Consider the following 19848-nt stretch of genomic DNA (forward strand, 5'->3'; position numbering starts at 1 on the left):
AATATAACATACTGATTCAACAGCGGAAGCAAGCGCGTCAACATTCAGGCGCAGATCGCCCTTTAGGCATAATAATCTACTAAAGACAGACTCTCGGTCACTGCAGATTCATCCTGCCCCTCATCAGCGTTATCGTTCGAATAACCCGCAAAAGAGGCGCTACCCGACTGTGATTCATCCCGCTGCTGACCACTTTGATCTTCCACCGACGATTCCGACAGATTAAACCCCTGATCGGCAAACATCTCACGCAGTCTCGGCATATTTTGCTCTAACGATTCCCGAACACTCCCGTGAGGAGTTGTAAACACCACACTGACCTGATCGTTTTTCAGATGCAGCTTCACCTGCAATGAACCTAGTTCCGGCGGGTCGAGTTGAATCTCAGCAAACTGACCATTTTTTGACGCCATCAACATCACTCGATCATTCACCGCCTGCCCCCAGCTTGGCGTTCCCGGCTTAACCCCTTGAGGCATCACCTGTGGTGATTCTTGAGCAGTACGGGTTGATTTAGATGCCGCCGCTAGTGAGTCAGCAAAACCGGTTAGAGAGCCTTCTTGCCGACTCTCAGAGCGACCACTCAGTTCTAGACTAGCCGCTTTATCCCCGCCGCTAGACTTCAACGATGAACGAATATGCTCCGCATTTGACTGACCCGCCTGAGCGACAAGCTGGCCAGTAGCCGGATCAATAATCTGTCCAGCCTGACCTGACGCTGGCTGACCTGATACTTGCACCGCAACATCTGCTGTTACTTGGGTTACCGCTGCCTGTCCCGCGGCGGCTTGCACTGCTGCCTGATTAGCGGTTTGCTGAGCAATTTGGGATGCTGCCGCCTGGGCTAAATCATGAGTCGGCCGCACTGCTGTTTGATTCGTCAGGTCTGACAATCTAGCCCCATCAACTGCACCGGGCTCTATCTCTGCTTGAACGGTTTGACCCATAACGCCTCGAGCATCGAAGGCGTCGCTCTCCAGCGTGTTAGCAACCTTTCCTTTGCTCTTGTCACCCGTTCTAGATTCAGCAACCATCGGTGATACGGAATCTATGGGGTTCTGCGATGCTGCTTGAAATTCGCTCGATATGGCAGGCGCTTCACCCTTCGGCACAACCCCGTTTGATTCAGCAACGACGGCAACATCGCCCGCTCGATTAGCGGCACCGACAGAAGGCATCGCGTCAGTCGAAAAAGTCTCACCTAATCCCGCGGTTTTATCAGTTTTCTTCACTAACCCATTCAATGCCGAATCAGCGGAGACCACCACACCAGCATCACGATGCTGAGCAATCTGCTGTAACGTTTGATCTCCCAATTGAGTTGCATCGGGATAACGATCTGACGGCTCTTCTAACGAGCGATTTAAGTCTAACCGCTGCTCAGACATCTCTGCGGCGTCAGCCATGACATCATTAACCGTATCAACCACGATCTGTACACCGGTTGCTTCTGCCGAGGCACCCTTTATCTCCGTCATACCGGTAGGCAAAGGTCGACCTCCACCCGGCAAAGGCTGTCCGCTCTGCTTTTGCTCCGTCAGTACTGATCGCTGCTGCGCTTGCTGCATCGATTGATCGAATGATGATATTCCTCTGACAGCAGAGTTACTCAAAGCACCAGTTGATGGTGTTTCGGCAACACTCGTACTGCTGCCTGATACCGACCCAACATTTAACAATGACCCAACTCCTGTCGTCGAAAGCGTTTGATTCATGCTGCACTCCAGGCAGATTTATAGCTAGGCATGAGAATGCACAATCAGTGCCACATTAAAGAGAAAGGTTACAATCAGATAAAAGGGGGACGAATAAGCTGTGATCGCTCATCAAGTTCTTTCTGCAGCTGGCGTTCAGCCTCTTTGGACTCCTGCCCCTTCAGCTTATCGACCAGCATCTCGACAGATTTGAAGTGTTGATAAGCACTTTGCCAATGAGCAGTCACTTTTTCCAACTGCTCACGATCCATCCGTAACGCATTTTCTTGCTGTTCGACCGCCACCCTTAGCTTTTGCATAAACGCCTGATGGGTATGAATCTGCCCTGGAGAGATACCGCTAGCGCCGACTTGATAGAAGTTATTGGCATAATCAGTGCAATAACCCTGCAACTGCGCCAAAGTCCCTTCGCCTTGCTGAACCTTTGCCTGCGCCTGACTCAACCACTGATCAGCCTGCTTACGCTTTCGCTCAGCAAGATCTAACACGACCTGTAACCGCTTTGAACGCTTCATCGTTTCGCCTGATTATTCTGCTTACCCATCGCAATATTCTGCTGCCCCTGTTTCACTCCAGGCATACTGGCAGGGTTTGGTGTTAGCACCATCGCTAGATCGGTCAAACTCTTCTTAAACGCATAGGATTCATTTAACCCCTGCTGCAAAAAGGCGTTCATCAGAGGCATCCGCTCAATAGCAAAATCGGTCTCAGCATCACTCCCGCGCACATAAGCGCCTATAGATATAAGATCTTGATTCTGCTGGTATTTTGAATAGAGCTGTTTAAAACCCATGGCCGCCTGTAGATGATCAGAACTAACCACCGAAGGCATCGCACGACTAATCGACTGCTCAATATCAATGGCAGGGTAATGTCCCTTTTCCGCCAAGCTACGAGACAACACAATATGGCCATCCAAAATGGCCCGAGCAGAATCCGCGATCGGATCCTGCTGATCATCGCCTTCGGTCAAGACTGTGTAAAATGCGGTAATTGAGCCGCCACCTTGATCACCGTTACCGGCGCGTTCCACCAGTTTCGGTAGCTTAGCGAAAACAGAAGGAGGATAGCCTTTGGTGGCGGGTGGCTCACCCACGGCAAGCGCAATCTCACGCTGCGCTTGGGCATAACGGGTCAAAGAATCCATCAACAACAGGACGTTTTTGCCCTGTTCACGAAAGTATTCAGCCAATCGTGTAGACAGCTGGGCCGCCCGTAAACGCATCAGCGGCGATTCATCGGCGGGCGACGCCACAACCACGGCACGGCGCATCCCCTCTTCACCCAAGCTGTGATCGATAAACTCTTTAACCTCACGGCCACGTTCACCGATCAACCCAACCACCACGATATCGGCCTCGGTAAAACGGGTCATCATGCCTAACAAAACACTCTTACCCACACCACTACCGGCGAAGAGCCCGAGACGCTGCCCTCGGCCCACACTCAACAACGAATTAATCGCCCGAATACCAACATCTAATGTCTGTTTGATCGGCTGTCGACTGAGCGGATTAATATTGCGCCCCTGCAATGGCACGGTGGTTTTACATCCGAGTTCACCAAGGCCGTCCAACGGCTTACCGACACCGTTAATGACTCGCCCCAACAATTCAAACCCGACCTGCACATCACTACCGCCCGCCATGGGGCTAACTCTGGCACCAGGCGCTAAACCTTCCAATTCATCAACGGGCATTAAATAGAGACGATCGCCAGAAAAGCCCACCACCTCGGCTTCAACCGGCTCACCATGTTCGGGATAGATTAGACAATACTCTCCCATCGAAGCTTTGATACCCACAGCTTCCAGAGTCAAGCCGATCAAACGTGTTATCTGCCCATGAGCCACAGGCGCAGGCATTTGATAATCGAGCCCTTTAAGGCGGGATAGCCGCGTAATGAGAGGATCATTCATGGGCGTCTGATGACGGCTCAATCTCTGCCGAGACTGACGCCTCATCTTCCAACTGGGTGAGCGTATGACGTAGCTGCTTAGCCGCTGCTTCAAAACGGCGTTCAAGGGTGTTATCGAGTAAGCCGTAACCACTCACGACCTTACAACCACCGCGCGCCATTGTAGCTTCTTCCACCAACGACCAGCGCTCATTCAACACAAGCAAAGGCTCTAATGCGGGCACATCTTCAGGGTTTAAAATAACTTTAATATCGGCGCCGGTTTGCGGCAACTGAGCCACCGCATCATCGACCGCTTTAATCACCGGCGCACTATCCAACTCAATCTGCGCACCAATAACGGCCTCACTAAACTCTGTAATCAACTCGACCAACAACCGTTCAATCTCAGCAGTAATCTGCTGTAACGGCTGAGCCAACTGCTGCTGCAATGCTTTAAGCAACGCTAACTGCGCATCTATTTCAGCACGGGCTGCCGCTAAGCCCTCTTGATGACCTAAGGCTCGCCCCTCTTCAAGCCCCTTTTTTAGGCCTTCATCGTGCCCCTGCTGCAGACCCTCTTGATGGGCATCCTCGCGAATTTTCTCAAGTTCCGATAGCTTTAAGCGGCCATCGACAACTTCTTCAACCGCCTCTTCAACGACGGGTTTAGGTTTCTGCTGCAACCCGACCACATGACGACCCTGGACAACCGGTAACGTCCATAACGCCGCCGCTTTAGCGTCTTCTGCACGTATTCTGATTACCGATTTATCAATCGCCTTCATTGTCATCACAGCATCTCTTCGCCGCCGCTACCCAGCATAATTTCACCTTCATCAGCTAAGCGACGAGCCACGGTGAGAATCTCTTTCTGAGCATCTTCCACTTCACTAACACGTACAGGCCCTTTAGCTTCGAGATCATCTCGCAATAGCTCTGCCGCACGCTTAGACATATTCTTAAAGATTTTATCCTGCAACGAGGACTCCGCACCTTTCAGCGCAACCACCAAGGTATCGGTATTAATTTCACGCAGAATCACCTGAATACCGCGATCTTCAACCTCTGCCAAATTATCAAAGACAAACATCATTTCAGAGATCTGATCGCTAAGCGGTTCATCCACTTCGCGAATTTTCTCCATCAACTCCTGCTCGATATTGCTATCGAAGTAGTTCATGATATTCGCCGTTGTCTGCAACCCGCCTAGGCTGGCACTCTGACTACTAGATCCAGAGAATTGTAATTCAAGAATATCGTTCAGCTCTTGAAGCGCCGATGGCTGAATCTGATCGAGCGAGGTAATACGCATCATAATCTCAAGACGCACATTTTCATCAAACCGCTGTAAGACGTGCGCCGCCTGATCCGGGTCAAGATAAGCAATCACCACCGCCTGTATCTGAGGGTGCTCATAACGGATGATTTCAGCTACTTGCCGAGAATCCATCCATTTCAAACTTTCTAACCCTGACGTATTTGTGGTCATCAAAATACGGTCGACCAATGTCTGCGCGCGATCATTCCCCAACGCCTGACTGAGCATCTCTTTGATGTAATGATCATTATTGATACCGATACTGGTCTGATCACTAATCGCTTCCATAAAATCAGCCATGACAGATTCAACGGCCGACTGTGGAATATTATCGAGGTTACTCATAGTCAAACCGAGCTGCTGCACCTCTTTTTGTCCTAAATAGCGCAGCACTTCAGCAGCATCACTTTCCCCTAACGAAATCAGCAATACCGCGGCTTTCTGAATATTCGTTAGTTCAATGCCTGATTCGGTTACCTGATCATTCATTCTCAATCACCCACTGTCTAATCGCCTGTGCCACTTTCGCGGGATCTTCAGCAATCATGCTGCGAATTGCGTTCATCTGATACTCATAGGTTTCATTCGGCGTTGGCGCCAGTGCGTTATCGATACCACTAAAGGTAACATGGTCCGGCGAAATACCACTCATATCTAACGATTCAAGATCGCCGGCCATATCCGTTTCAGACTTAGCCTCAGCGCCATCTGCTGCCGCTTTCTGGGCGGCACTAATTGCCAAACTCTTCATAATTGGCCGCAGTACACCAAACACCAATAACAACACAAACAATCCACCAAGCACCTGCTTCACGAGGTCTAATACCCACTCCTGTTTCCAGATCGGCACCTCTTCTTCCTGATAGATCTCAGGTACGGCGAAAGGCGAGTTAATGACACTCACGCTATCGCCTCGAACGGCAGAATAACCAACGGCATCTTTAACCAGTATGGACAAGCGATCGAGTTCGTTTTGATCCCAGGCGGCACGAACCTTCTCACCGCCATCAGAATTAGCTGTGGGAATATCATCCACCACGACGGCGACAGACAAGCGATTAATCTGTCCCATTTGATGTTTGGTATAACTGATCGACCGATCTAGCTCATAGTTACGTGTCGCTTGGGAGCGGGCATTTTTAGGCGAGGAGCGTTCGATAACACCTTCATTTTGAATCCCCGTTGCACCAACCTCCGGCACTGAACTCGCCCCTGGTGGCTGATTAGACAAAGCCCCAGGCACACCGGATGCCGCATCCTGCCCAGTCGTACTTTCATCCAATACCTGCTCGCTACGCAACGCAGGAAGATCCGGATTATAAATCTCATCCGTTTGCTCAACCGCCGTAAAATCAATATCGGCAGACACTTCAGCCCGATAACGTCCCAGACCCACAACCGGCTGCAGAATACTGTTAACCCGATTGACTAGGGTTTCTTCGATTCGACGGGTATATTCGAGCTGCTTGGCGGCCAACACTACATCGGTATCCATATCCCGCGTATTCAGCAAGCGGCCTTTCTGATCGACTACCGTGACATCTTCACTGGAGAGCTCAGGAATACTGGAAGCAACCAAATTGGTAATCGCTTCCACCTGAATCGCCTCTAAACGACGCCCCGCCACGAGATCAAGAAACACCGAAGCGGTCGGTTTACGCTGATCACGGATAAACACAGATTGTTTGGGTAGCGCCAGATGAACACGGGCACTGCGCACCGCCAACATGCTTGTAACGGTACGCGCTAACTCACCTTCCAACCCACGACGATAGCGGGTGGTTTCCATAAACTGGCTAGTACCCAGCCCCTGCTCTTTATCTAGCAGCTCAAAACCAACGGTGTTATCGCCGTTAAAGCCTTCAGCGGCCAACCGTAAACGGGCTTTATGCAGATACTCCTCCGCCACCAAAATATTGTGGCCGGTAGAGTCAAACTTATAGGGAATTCCATTGAGCTGTAGCTGCTCAACAATCGGATTGGCATCCGCGTAAGAAATATTATTATACAGCACCCGATAATCGGGTTCTTGCGACCAGAGCACAACCGCAAAGCCGATCGCAATAGTGGCAGCCAACCCCACCATCAGACCTAACTGGCGCACCAACCCCAAGCGGTTAAAGCCAAAGGCTACCGACCCACCTGTTGTTGTCTGCACTGCTGCGTTTTCCATCTAACCGTGCACCCTGATGCTACTTATGCGTTTTATTGTGTGTTTCATCAGCATTAAATCGACATTTTAATGACATCTTCATAGGCGCTGATCATCTTATTACGCACCTGAGTTAACGCCTGAAAAGACACCGAAGCCTTCTCCATGCTGATCATCACCTGATGCAAATCAACCCCTGCAGAACCCTGCTCGTAGGAAGTTGCTAAACTTTTCGCCTGCGCCTGAGCGTTATTAACGCCATCGATGGCGCCTTTAAACAGATCAGCAAAGCTTTCACCATTTTGCTCATCGGCCACCTGCCGAATAGCAGAAGGGCGATTAATCTCAGAGGAAATGCCCTGCTGGGCCTGCATTTTGACTTCACGCATCTGCTGTAACACTGCGTTAATCTCTGCACGTTCAATCATACACACCTCGGAAATGGCAATATATTGACATTATAAGTTTGATCTGCCACTTAGCAAGCAACAAAACACTCTATTCGCCAATTTTATGACACAAACCCGTGCCAATTTTCAGTCTCAACCTTGTATAAAGCAAAAAACGAGCCATAGGCCCGTTTATTTTTTGACAGATCAATACTTACTTAGACGCCGGAGGCTGCCCATATTTCAGTCGAACATACATCAGCGCCACCGTAATAGCGTCCCCTAATGCCGTATGCCGCTCTAACATTGGAATATCCAGCTGTTTAGAGATGGTATCAAAGCGCAGATCAATATCACCGCCAACATACCGCCACTTGATAATATCGTGATACACATGAGACAACTCAATAGCCTTGCCCGGCAAACCAAAACCATAACGTGGGCGTAGGTATTTCTCTAACATACGCACATCGTAGTTAACGTAATAGCCTAGAATCGGACGATTGCCGACGAACTCCAGCACTTTCTCTAGCGCCTCATCCATATAGACGCCATCAATAAGATCCGCAGCCCGAATCTTATGTATCTTAATAGAATCGCCGGTCAAACTCTTAGGCGGCTTGAGCTTAATATCGAGTCGATCACTGGTCATCACTTTGCGACCTTTGATTTTCACCGCGCCGATAGACAGAATCTCACCCTCTTTAACATTAAGACTGGTGGTCTCACAGTCCAGAGACACCACTTCATCGCCTTCATAGGGTTTAAACAGCTGTGCATAAGGACCATTTTTATGATCCATACGCTCTTTTATTTTCCGAATACTTCTGGGAATAATCATATTCCGCATTAGCCTCCCAGGTGATATCTAAGCTCTAGGTGCTTCTTAAAACCTTTAACGATATGCATACCATCCCTCAGCAGATCTTTTTCCATTTTATCCAACGATGATAGCTCAAGAATATTAGGCGTTTGATCTACACCAGTTTCGGATTCATCGATACGTTTAACCTGCTGTTTCAGGCGGGTTTGAATAAACAGGGCAAGCGCCTCGCCCAATTCACGCCCGTGATCCGCTTTCATCTGGCCCATCTCCACCAGCGCTTCGATACGTTTGAAGGTGTTCGTTTCGAGTATTTTGAACTGTAGCGCCATGGTACGAATACCATGGACTATCGGGAAAATACCCGCTTTTTTAACATCCAGTTCGCCCTTATCTTTCAAATTACCAAAAAAGGTTAGCGGCGTATTAAATTCAATGGCTGCACGGGCAAAATGAGAAAAGAACACGTCATTATCTTGCAAGTGGCGCATAAACCAGTTTCTTGAGGCTTTAAATAACGCCGTATTACCCGCCACCGGATGGGCATCCACGGCGATAGCCAAATTCATCTGCGCCTCACCTTCGCACCGATAAGACCAGTCACTCATATCCTGCGTCCACTGACCTATCGACTTAACCCAATCCGGATTAGACACCATAATATTGCCCGGACATTTGGGGAAACCAAACGAGATCAAGGTTTCAGTAAAACGCTCCATCGTCGCCTGCATCTCAGGCCAGATCAGACCGTCACGATAGATCAGCGCATTATCCTGATCAGTTTTCATGATCTGCTCTCCGCGCCCCTCGCTACCCATCACCACTAAACACACATGCGGCTGCATATCTTGAGGCACAATAAGCCCAAATAGCTTAGCAATCACCCGCTCATTCATGGCGGCGATTAACTCCATCGCAAAACGCGCTTTAACCCCCTGCGACACTAAGGCTTTAATCAGATCATTCAGCCGATGCGCGGCCTCATATAGATCTTCAACGGTCTGCGCCCGCTCAATACGTAAGCCAATAACATGAGAGTGGCTGGAGAAATAACTCAACACATCGGTGAGTTCAATTACACCGGTCAGACGGCCATCATCCATCACCACGATTCGTTCTATCCGCTGCTGCGTCATCATAATCAGCGCGTTAAACAGATAATCATCCGATGTCATGGTAATCAGTCGATAACTGGCAATACCGGCGACCCCAGAATCGAGCGCCAGCTTGTCGATAATCACCGCATCTAGAAGGTCTGTACCGGTCACCATGCCATAACGATTACCCCGCTTAACCAAGACACAATCGGCACGTTTTTCACGCATCAACTGAGTCGCCTCGGTAATCGTTGTCCCATCCAGCACAATCAACGGCTCACGGATCAGGCCATCTTTAATCTGCGCCAACATAAACTCCGCCATATCCTGATCACCACCCTCTTGGGCTTGGATCTCAGTCTTAGCGGTAAGACTTTGCTGAAAGTAATCGGCAAATCGACTGTTACTGGCACACAGATCGAGCAAAACGCGAGTCGGAAGGATATGGCAGATAGTTTCATCTACAGCGATAAAATTATGGATCGCTTTGCCTTTGAGGGCCGACCAACCGCCAAAGTAATCTTCGTTGGTATAGTGAACATAGAGATGTTCCTGAGCATTCTTCTCCTCCACCTCATCACTCTCAGCAACACGCCCCTTTAAGATGATATACACACCTTCAGGCACACTGCCAGCGGCAAGAATGGTCTCACCCGATTGGTAATAGCCAATATCAAGGCTCGAAATCAGTATTGCCTGCTCTTTCTCGGTCAGCAAACTGAACGGCATATTTTCTATCTTGAAAGATGTTGGCATCGTTATCTCCTCGATCCACCGCGGCTTCAAAGCATCTGATTAAAGGGTCGCTAAAACCCTTTAGGCCGACACTTTCTCTATCAAAAACAGATCCGATAAAAAAGGCGCGTCAACCTTCGCTGACGCGCCTTACATTTAATCAGACCTTTTCAGATCTTAGTGCGCGTGAGCTTCGCCGGCACCACGTGGTACACGAATATTCTCAACCATTTCCTGAATTTCAGCAGGTGGTGGAGGCGTCATCATGGACACAACATAAGCAACAATGAAGTTCAGGATCATACCGACGAAGCCGAAGCCACCGGTAGAGATACCCAAGAACAGATCGTCTTTCGAACCACCCATAAAGGTGAAGTAGATCATGTAAGCCATGGTAGAACCCAGACCCACAATCATACCGGCAATCGCACCTTCTTTGTTCATGCGCTTGTTGAAGATACCCATCACGATAACAGGGAAGACCGAGGAGGATGCCAGACCAAAGGCCAGCGCCACCACCTGTGCCACAAACCCTGGCGGATTGATACCGAAGTAACCGGCAATACAGATCGCCACAATCGCGGCAAGACGAGCGTACATTAGCTCCTGCTTCTCACTGATATTCGGATTAACACAGGTCTTCATCAAGTCATGCGCAATCGCAGTAGAGATTACCAACAGCAGACCTGCCGCTGTAGACAGTGCCGCCGCAACCGCACCCGCTGCTACCAAGGCAATAACCCAGTTAGGCAACTGAGCAATCTCAGGGTTAGCCAATACCATGATGTCACGGTCAACATACACTTCGGTGACAAATGGAGCACCCGGAGCAGGTGTTGGATTAACCTTAGCGTTTGTTACCGCACGCTCACCATGAATACCACGAGCTTCGCCATCAAATGCTGGCTTACCACCTTCAAACGCTGAACCCGCAGAGTATTGTACTTTGCCGTCACCGTTATAATCGTGCCAGCCTAGCAGACCCGCATTCTCCCAGTTTTTAAACCAGTTAGGCATCTTCTCGTATTCAGTACCCACATTAGCGGCATCAGTACCGTTAATTGTTTCGATCAGGTTTACACGACCGAAACCAGCAACACCAGGAATAGTGGTGTACAGGATAGCGATGAAGATCAATGCCCAACCCGCAGACGTACGCGCATCCTTAACACGAGGAACCGTGAAGAAACGTACGATAACGTGTGGCAGACCCGCAGTACCCGCCATCAGCGCCGCTGTTAGACAGAAAACGTTGATTGTAGATTGCTGACCGGAGGTATATTCCGCAAAACCTAAATCAACCGACAACTTATCGAGGGTTGCTAGGACAGACATACCAGAATCCAGTGTCGCACCTAGACCAATCTGTGGCAGAAAGTGACCGGTAACCTGCATAGACATGAAGATCGCTGGCACCATGAAGGCCAGAATCAGTACGCAGTACTGCGCAACCTGTGTATAGGTAATACCCTTCATACCACCGAGTACGGCATAGAAGAATACGATCGCCATACCGATAATAACACCGGTGTTGATATCAACATGCAGGTAACGGGAGAATACAATCCCCACACCACGCATCTGACCGGCAACATAGGTAAAGGAGATGACGATAGTACAGATGATGGCAATAATACGCGCCGTCTGGGAGTAGTAACGATCACCGACAAAGTCAGGCACCGTAAACTTACCAAACTTACGCAGGTAGGGTGCCAGTAGCATCGCCAACAACACATAACCGCCCGTCCAACCCATCAGGTAGGCTGCACCGTCACGACCGATGAATGAAACCAAACCCGCGAGGGAGATAAAGGAAGCTGCCGACATCCAGTCAGCCGCCGTTGCCATACCGTTTGCGATAGGGTGAACACCACCGCCCGCCACGTAGAATTCTTTTGTTGACCCCGCACGGGCCCAGATAGCAATACCGATATAGAGCGCAAAGGAGCCCCCTATAAAGATGTAAGTAAGTAGATCAAGACTCATATTAGTAATCCTCAGCTCAGCCGTTATTGTTGTTATTCATGAACGTCGTATTTTTCATCAAGCTTGTTCATGCTGACTACGTACATCCAGATGAGAGCTACATATACGAAAATTGCACCTTGCTGCGCGATCCAGAAACCCAGAGGGAAACCGAAGAACGGAATTGCGTTCAATTGATCAACGAACAGGACTCCTGCTACGAAAGACACTACAAACCATACAGAGAGGTAAGTTATGATAATGCGTAGGTTTTCAGCCCAGTAGGCCGAAGCATTGTCTTGTGAAGAAGTAGACATTTGCACCATCCTTATTTTTGTTATTAAGGTTAATTAGAAGTTGTGGACTATTAGAATTTAACAAAGAGTGATGGCAAAAAAATCCCCTACTTTGGTCTGAGCAAAGATCCAAAAACACACCAATTCAGTCCCAGCCCAACGCCTGCGCCACCTTGAGCCATTCCAAAAAAACCTTTATAACTCAATACACTAGACAAAGGTATAAGAGCGATAGGGTTCTTCACCCGAGTTCGGTTACACTAGACACTACAACACCGTAACAACAGGCAGACCTGACTATGCTTTCTGGCGGCTCCATTATTCTTATTTCACTAGCCTATGTGGGGCTACTCTTTGCGATCGCCTACTTTGGTGATCGCAGTGCACAGGGACGTTCATATGCCAGCAATCCGGTTATCTACTCTCTTTCTTTAGCGATCTATTGCTCCTCTTGGACCTTCTATGGCGCCGTAGGTCGAGCATCGGTCAGCGGCTGGCAGTTTCTGGCAACCTATCTTGGCCCCGCCATCGTGTTTATCTTCGCCTGGCGGGTGATCGAAAAGATCATCTTGGTGAGCAAGCAACAAAACACCACCTCGATCGCCGATTTTATCTCTTCCCGCTATGGCAAGAGTCAGGCACTGGCGGTGTTAGTCACCATCATCGCCGTCTGCGGTACCATCCCCTATATCGCTATGCAGCTCAAAGCGGTGGCCATCAGCTATGACGCCATCGCTCCCGGCGCCACCGAAGCGCTCAGTAAGGGCAACGACACTGCCCTATTTGTCGCCTTAGTCATGGCGGTGTTTACGATTCTGTTCGGCACCCGTCATATTGATGCAACGGAACATCACGAAGGCATGGTATTAGCGGTCGCGTTCGAATCCATTATTAAACTTACCGCCTTTATCGCTGTCGGCCTGCTGGTCACCTTTCAAATCTTCGATGGCGTTCCCGACCTTATTAACCATATCCGCGCCCAACTGAATAACAATGCCAATTTCAGCAGCCCACTCAACGGCAATTTTCTCGGTAACAGCTTTCTAACCGAGATACTCCTCGCCTGCGCAGCAATACTCTGCCTACCGCGTCAGTTTCACGTCACCATTGTCGAAAACACCCGTATTGAAAACCTCAAAACCGCCCGCTGGCTGTTTCCGGTTTATATGCTGCTGCTATCACTGTTTGTACTGCCCATTGCTACGGCAGGGATGACGCTGTTTGCAGATTCCGATATCAATGCCGATACTTTTTTATTGATGCTGCCACTTCATGTCGGTTTTGAAGATCTAGCTACTTTCGCCTTTATCGGCGGCCTATCAGCCTCTACCAGTATGGTAATCGTCGCCTCGATCTCGCTCTCTACCATGGTTTGCAATGACATTGTTATGCCTCTGCTACTGCGGGTTTCTTGGCTCAAACTATCGAAAAACAAAGATCTCGGTGCAATGCTACTCAGGGTCAGACGGATCACTATCATCTGCTTGATGGTCATGGCCTATTTCTACTACCGAATTTTAGGAGATCAAGGCACACTGGCGTCCTTTGGCTTACTCGCCTTTGCCGCCTCGGCGCAATTTTTACCGGGATTGCTCGGTGGCGTTTACTGGAAGACTGGCTCGCGCCACGGCATTCTAGCGGGTCTTAGCGCAGGCTTTCTCATCTGGCTTTACACGCTGGTATTCCCAACACTGGCCAGTGCCGGGATACTACCCACCTCATTTATCGAAGATGGGTTATTAGGCTACGACTTTTTACGCCCCACCCAACTGTTCGGCATCACCGGCATGGACCCACTCACCCACGGCACCTTCTGGAGTCTATCGATCAATACCTTGCTCTACGTAGTGATCTCTCGCTATAGCCCGCAAAGATTGGTCGATCGAATCCAAGCCAGCGCTTTCGTCGATGTTTACAGCAAAAATCTATCAGAGACCTCGCGGGTTTTCAGTCATGCGACCGTCGGTGATTTACAGATACTCACCGAACGCTTCCTCGGTATCAGCCGCACACAGCACGCCTTCACCGGCTTTGCGCTTAAAGCGGGTATCGAACCGCCACTTTCCGGCGATAAAGCCAGCCCAGAGTTAATTCAGTTTACCGAGCGCCTACTCGCAGGCGTGATCGGCGCTTCTTCCGCGCGCATCGTGCTGGCCTCGACACTACGCGGCAAAGATATGCAGATTGGCGATGTGGTCACCATTGTTGACGAAGCCTCACAAGCACTACGTTTTAACCGCTCTCTCCTACAGTCCACCATTGAAAATATCACCATGGGTATTAGCGTGGTGGATCAACAGATGCGTCTAGTCGCGTGGAACCGCCGCTACATTGAGATGTTCGAATATCCCAACGGACTGATCTGTGTCGGCCGCCCGATCGAGGAGATATTTCGTTATAACGCCTCAAAAGGCGAGTATGGCTCAGGCAACATTGACCAACAGGTTAAAGAGCGTCTCAGAATTTTAAAAGAGGGCAAAGCACACTCCTATGAACGCTACCGTATGGATGGCTCAGTGCTTGAAGTGCGCGGCAACCGTATGCCCAACGGTGGTTTCGTTAGCACCTATATGGATATCACTGAGCATAAACGGGTACAGGAAGCCCTGCGTGAGAGTGAACAGAATGTGCGAACTTACACGGATAACGTGCCGGTACTGATCGCGTTTCTGGATACCGACCGAAACTTCCGCTTCGTTAACAAAGCCTACGCCACCACCTTCGGGCTAGACCGGCACAATATCGCGGGCGTTAACAGCGCAAGCATTCTCAGCCAAGAAGAGTTTGAGATGCGCCTGCCTTACGTCACCAAGGTATTACAGGGTGAACGGCAACGCTTTGAAACCCAAATCCCCTCCTCCGATGGCCACATCCGCTATGCGGAGGTCACCTATATTCCGCATATCAACGAAGCGGGCTATCAACTCGGCTATTTCACCCTCTACCAAGATATCACCGAGCGCCGCAAAGCCGAGCAACTGCTGCAAGAAACCAATGAGAATCTAGAACAGCGGGTACGGGAGCGAACCCATACACTGTCGGTGGTTAACAAAGAACTGCGTAAAGAGAACACCATTCGAGCTCTTATCGAGGATGAGCTACGCCAAGCTAAATTTGATGCGGATGCCGCCAACCTGGGTAAAACCCGTTTCCTCGCTGCCGCTAGCCATGATCTTCTGCAACCACTGAATGCCGCCCGGCTGTTCATCTCGGCACTAGCCCAGCAAAAACATACCGAAGAAACCCATCAACTGGTTCACAATCTTGACGGCTCGCTAAAAGCCGCTGAAAGCCTGATCACCACGATTTTGGATATCTCCAAATTAGACGCAGGGGCGTTAGAGCCAAACCTCAGCCACTTTTCCATTAACGCCATGTTCGATCACCTAAGCGCAGAATTTACCGCGCTTGCCGAAGAGAAAAATCTACAGTTTGATTTCGTAAAATGCTGTCAGACCGTCCACTCAGACCAACAACTGCTACGTCGAATTCTGCAAAACTTTTTATCGAACGCGATTCGCTACACCCAACAGGGCAAGATTATGCTTGGTTGCCGCCGTGTTGATCATCAGCTACGCATTGAGGTATGGGATACGGGTGTCGGTATACCGACAGATAAACTCAAAGAGGTTTTTGAAGAGTTTCATCGCATCAACAACCCAAAACACTCGCAGGTTGACGGACTCGGTTTGGGGCTGGCGATCACAGAACGTATCGCCCGCATGCTTAAACATCCAATCGATGTGCGCTCTTGGCCCAACAAAGGCACGGTGTTTAGTGTCACCGTACCACTAGGCGATAAGGCCAAAGCCGTTAAACCGCGTCCAGAAAAACGGGGCTGGATACGCAGTAAAGGCCTCGAAGGCATCAAGGTATTGGTGATCGATAACGAGCCTAAGATTCTCGAAGGGATGGAGGCGCTGCTGCAGGGCTGGTCCTGTTCCGTACTCACCGCGATATCCGCCACCAAGGCAAAAGCCGACATTATCGAGCAAGACTTTGTGCCGGATATTATTCTCGCCGACTACCACCTCGATGAAACACTAACCGGCGTGCTTGCGCTGCAATCATTAGCACCTCTGTGGGACCATCCCATTCCAGCGGTCGTGATTACCGCCGACCGCACCGAGGCCGTCAAAGAGGAGGTTGCTGCCAGCCATGCTGAGATTTTACACAAACCGATTAAGCCAGCGGCTCTTAGGGCGATTATCAGCAAGCTGATCGCGTCGGCAAAATAAAGCGCAATAGAGGCAGTCATAAGCGTACTTTAAAAATACCGCCAGCGAAGTACCGGCAATAGGCCAAACAGCAGAACCAAAAAAGCGCACTTCAAAGTGCGCTTTTCTCTTCAAACTAAGCGGTCAAATCATGACAACCAAGGTTTATCCAAGTTCAGTCTTTGGAGGATCAACACAGAGACGCTGTGCTGCAATTACGGCTTGGGTTCGGCTATGGACACCAAGCTTACGCAAAATAGCCGTCACATGGGCTTTAATGGTCGCTTCGGAGACATTCAGATCATAAGCGATCTGTTTGTTCAGCAAGCCTTCGGTCAGCATGGTTAGCACCCGAAACTGTTGCGGTGTCAGCGATGCCAAATTAGTGGCAAACTTCTGATCCTCTTCAGTTACATCGACCACACCCTCAGCCACCTCTTCAGGCAACCACTCTTCACCTTCGAGCACCGTAGTAATCGCCTCAGCGATCACATCAAGAGGGGATGATTTCGGGATAAATCCAGACGCACCATAGTCCAGCGCACGCTTCATCACTGAGGATTCTTCACTGCCCGACACAACCACCACAGGAATACCTGGGTTTTTGCCGCGTAAAAACACCAAACCGGTAAAACCGTTAGTGCCTGGCATATGCAGATCAAGCAATACTAAATCAGCATCTGAGTGATTTTCGACAGCCGCCTGAACCGCTTCCAGAGAATCGGCTTCAACGATTTCAACTCCCGGAACAGCCTGAGTAACGGCCTGTTTCAGTGCTGCACGGAATAACGGATGATCATCCGCAATGATTATCTTCTGCGCCAGTTGCATTCAGCTAATCTCCCTCCTTACCCGCTTTCAATCGATGAAAACGTGTAAATCTATCTGCTTATAAGGTGTAAATAACGACTCAAAGGCCGCTTGCACCCAATGATATTAACACCACTTGTAACGCAAAACTCCCCCCCGACCTTAAAATCGGGAGGGAGTTTTACAATTGTAGCTTGAAGTTAGCGCCTTAGCACCCTTACTTACGGTTCATGCGGTGTTCAATTAGGTCATCAACCACCGAAGGATCGGCTAGGGTCGACGTATCACCCAAGGCATTAAAATCATCTTCAGCAATTTTACGCAGAATACGACGCATAATCTTACCTGAACGCGTCTTAGGCATACCCGGTGCGAATTGAATCAAATCAGGCGATGCAATCGGACCGATCTCTTTACGCACATGCAGTCGCAACTCTTTCAGCAGCTCATCCGATTGTTCAAAACCAGACTGCAAGGTGACATACACATAGATGCCCTGACCTTTAAGCTCATGTGGATAACCCACAACTGCTGCTTCAGCAACCGCAGGGTGAGCCACCAGTGCAGACTCCACTTCAGCCGTTCCCATACGGTGACCGGAAACGTTAATAACATCATCCACACGGCCAGTAATCCAGTAATAACCATCTTCATCACGGCGGGCACCATCACCGGTTGTGTAATAACCCTTGTAAGTAGTGAAGTAGGTTTGCACAAAGCGCTCATGATCGCCCCAGATAGAACGACTCTGACCCGGCCAAGAATCTTTAATCACCAGATTACCATCGGTGGCACCTTCCAGCTCATGCCCATCGGCATCTAGCAGTGCAGGCTGTACGCCAAAGAACGGACGCGCCGCCGCACCCGGTTTCGCAGCGGTAGCACCCGGCAGCGGCAGAATCATCATCCCGCCGGTTTCAGTCTGCCACCAGGTATCAACGATAGGGCAACGGCTCTGACCGATAATGCGGTAGTACCACTCCCAAGCTTCAGGGTTAATGGGCTCGCCCACGGAACCGAGAATACGCAGACTAGACAGATCGGAATCACCCAATACATCTTCGCCCTGTTGCATCAAGGCACGAATAGCGGTTGGCGCAGTGTAGAACTGATTCACTTTATGTTTTTCGATAACCCGACCAAAACGGCTGTTATCCGGATAACTTGGCACACCTTCAAACATCAGTGAGGTCGCACCATTTGCCAGCGGGCCATAAACAATATAACTATGACCGGTGACCCAACCAACGTCTGCAGTACACCAGTAGATATCGCCATCTTTATAATCAAAGGCGTATTCATGGGTCATCGAAGCGTACACCATGTAGCCACCGGTCGTATGTTCCAAACCTTTTGGCGCACCGGTCGAACCCGAGGTGTACAAAATAAACATTGGCGCTTCGGCTTCCATCTCTTCTGCTGGACAATCCGCAGAGGCATCAGCCACCAAGTCTTCATACCACACATCAACATCATCGTTCCAAGCAACATCTTGCTCGACCCGCTTAACCACGATAACACTGTTGACGCAGGCTTTAGCCGCTGGATGTTCTAGGGCTTTATCGACGTTCAATTTCAGCGGTACAGATTTACCGGCTCGCAGTGAATAGTTAGAGGTCACCACAATCTTAGAATTAGCACCCTCAATACGGGCTGCCAGCGCTTCTGGGGAGAAACCACCAAACACAATAGAATGCACCGCACCGATACGGGTACAGGCCAGCATCGCTACGGCCGCCTCAGGAATCATTGGCATGTACAGAGTGACCACGTCACCCTTCTCGACGCCCTGAGCTTTCAGTGCATTAGCAAACTTACAGACACGTTCATGTAGATCACGGTAGGTGATATTTTCAGAATCACTCGGGTCATCGCCTTCCCAGATAATAGCGACCTGGTCGCCACGGGTTTCTAGATGACGATCAAGACAGTTATAAGAGGCATTCAGAGTGCCATCTTCAAACCAACGGATATCAACATTATGCGGATCAAAAGAGGTGTTTTTAACTTTGGTGTAGGGTTTAAACCAATCTAGTCGCTTACCTTCATTACCCCAGAAGGTATCTGGATCATTAATAGATTGCTCATACATCGCTAGATATTTTTCATTATTGATATGCGCAGATGCAGCCAGCTCTTCGCTAACCGGATATATCTTAGAATCGCTCATGTTGATGCCCTTAGCTTATTATTTATTCTTTGCTGTGATCATGCTGATTAATCCTCGACCAGCATGTCTCCCTATCCCTGCTCTACCGATTTTATTGTTATTTGCGGCGAGATGTTTCAACTAGCTTATTTCGCTAGCCCGCATTCAGAGCAAAACAGCCTCTCTGAAACGGTTGTTATAGTGATTAATGTTATACCTAAAGGAGCAATTCTTCCTGAATTAGACATTGGTCTATCCGTTGCAGGCCATTAGTCGTACAAAC

Annotated in this window: 14 protein-coding genes; 1 reads left to right on the plus strand and 13 read right to left on the minus strand. The window is 49.5% G+C overall.

Going from position 1 to position 19848, the window contains the following annotated elements; all coding sequences use genetic code 11:
* Positions 1 to 62 precede the first annotated feature (62 nt).
* From KO512_RS05070 to KO512_RS05120, 11 genes are all read right to left on the minus strand, one after another.
* Entirely contained in the window at positions 63 to 1715 is a 1653-nt protein-coding gene (locus KO512_RS05070; RefSeq protein ID WP_215951254.1) for a flagellar hook-length control protein FliK, read from the minus strand.
* 74 nt (positions 1716 to 1789) lie between these two features.
* Positions 1790 to 2230 carry a flagellar export protein FliJ gene (fliJ, locus tag KO512_RS05075; protein ID WP_215951255.1) on the minus strand — a complete coding sequence of 147 codons (441 nt, stop codon included), beginning with the start codon at positions 2228 to 2230 and terminating at the stop codon, positions 1790 to 1792.
* Positions 2227 to 3633 (minus strand): flagellar protein export ATPase FliI, encoded by a 1407-nt coding sequence (gene fliI / locus KO512_RS05080; protein WP_215951256.1) that lies wholly within the window; start codon positions 3631 to 3633, stop codon positions 2227 to 2229. The genes fliJ and fliI overlap by 4 nt, the downstream gene beginning before the upstream one ends.
* Positions 3626 to 4405 (minus strand): FliH/SctL family protein, encoded by a 780-nt coding sequence (locus KO512_RS05085; RefSeq protein ID WP_252734850.1) that lies wholly within the window; start codon positions 4403 to 4405, stop codon positions 3626 to 3628. Before KO512_RS05085 ends, fliI begins: the two co-directional genes overlap by 8 nt.
* Positions 4405 to 5421: a flagellar motor switch protein FliG gene (gene fliG, locus KO512_RS05090; protein ID WP_215951258.1), complete on the minus strand. Its 1017-nt coding sequence runs from the start codon at positions 5419 to 5421 to the stop codon at positions 4405 to 4407. Before fliG ends, KO512_RS05085 begins: the two co-directional genes overlap by 1 nt.
* A complete protein-coding gene (gene fliF / locus KO512_RS05095; protein WP_215951259.1) occupies positions 5414 to 7105 on the minus strand; it encodes a flagellar basal-body MS-ring/collar protein FliF in 1692 nt (563 codons plus the stop codon). The genes fliG and fliF overlap by 8 nt, the downstream gene beginning before the upstream one ends.
* A gap of 53 nt (positions 7106 to 7158) precedes the next feature.
* Positions 7159 to 7512, minus strand: a complete 354-nt coding sequence (gene fliE, locus KO512_RS05100) for a flagellar hook-basal body complex protein FliE (RefSeq protein ID WP_215951260.1) — start codon at positions 7510 to 7512, stop codon at positions 7159 to 7161.
* 175 nt (positions 7513 to 7687) lie between these two features.
* A complete protein-coding gene (locus KO512_RS05105) occupies positions 7688 to 8314 on the minus strand; it encodes a 3'-5' exonuclease (RefSeq protein ID WP_215951261.1) in 627 nt (208 codons plus the stop codon).
* 8 nt (positions 8315 to 8322) lie between these two features.
* Positions 8323 to 10149 carry a DUF294 nucleotidyltransferase-like domain-containing protein gene (locus tag KO512_RS05110; RefSeq protein ID WP_215951262.1) on the minus strand — a complete coding sequence of 609 codons (1827 nt, stop codon included), beginning with the start codon at positions 10147 to 10149 and terminating at the stop codon, positions 8323 to 8325.
* A gap of 156 nt (positions 10150 to 10305) precedes the next feature.
* Complete coding sequence (locus KO512_RS05115; protein WP_215951263.1) at positions 10306 to 12114, minus strand: sodium:solute symporter family protein; 1809 nt, start codon at positions 12112 to 12114, stop codon at positions 10306 to 10308.
* Positions 12115 to 12146: 32 nt separating this feature from the next.
* On the minus strand, positions 12147 to 12410 hold the full coding sequence (locus tag KO512_RS05120; protein WP_215951264.1) for a DUF4212 domain-containing protein: 264 nt from the start codon (positions 12408 to 12410) through the stop codon (positions 12147 to 12149).
* A gap of 278 nt (positions 12411 to 12688) precedes the next feature.
* Here KO512_RS05120 and KO512_RS05125 point away from each other — a divergent pair, with 278 nt between their 5' ends.
* Entirely contained in the window at positions 12689 to 16627 is a 3939-nt protein-coding gene (locus tag KO512_RS05125; RefSeq protein WP_215951265.1) for a hybrid sensor histidine kinase/response regulator, read from the plus strand.
* 144 nt (positions 16628 to 16771) lie between these two features.
* Here KO512_RS05125 and KO512_RS05130 read toward each other — a convergent pair whose 3' ends face one another.
* Together KO512_RS05130 and acs are read right to left on the minus strand one after the other, a co-directional pair.
* Positions 16772 to 17437, minus strand: coding sequence for a response regulator transcription factor (locus KO512_RS05130; RefSeq protein WP_215951266.1), 666 nt, complete (start codon positions 17435 to 17437; stop codon positions 16772 to 16774).
* Positions 17438 to 17633: 196 nt separating this feature from the next.
* The gene (gene acs / locus KO512_RS05135) at positions 17634 to 19586 is read right to left on the minus strand and encodes an acetate--CoA ligase (RefSeq protein WP_215951267.1); all 1953 of its coding nucleotides are present in this window, start codon (positions 19584 to 19586) and stop codon (positions 17634 to 17636) included.
* Positions 19587 to 19848: the final 262 nt, after the last annotated feature.

Source organism: Amphritea atlantica (genome assembly GCF_018860855.1).
Taxonomy (GTDB): domain Bacteria; phylum Pseudomonadota; class Gammaproteobacteria; order Pseudomonadales; family Balneatricaceae; genus Amphritea; species Amphritea atlantica_A.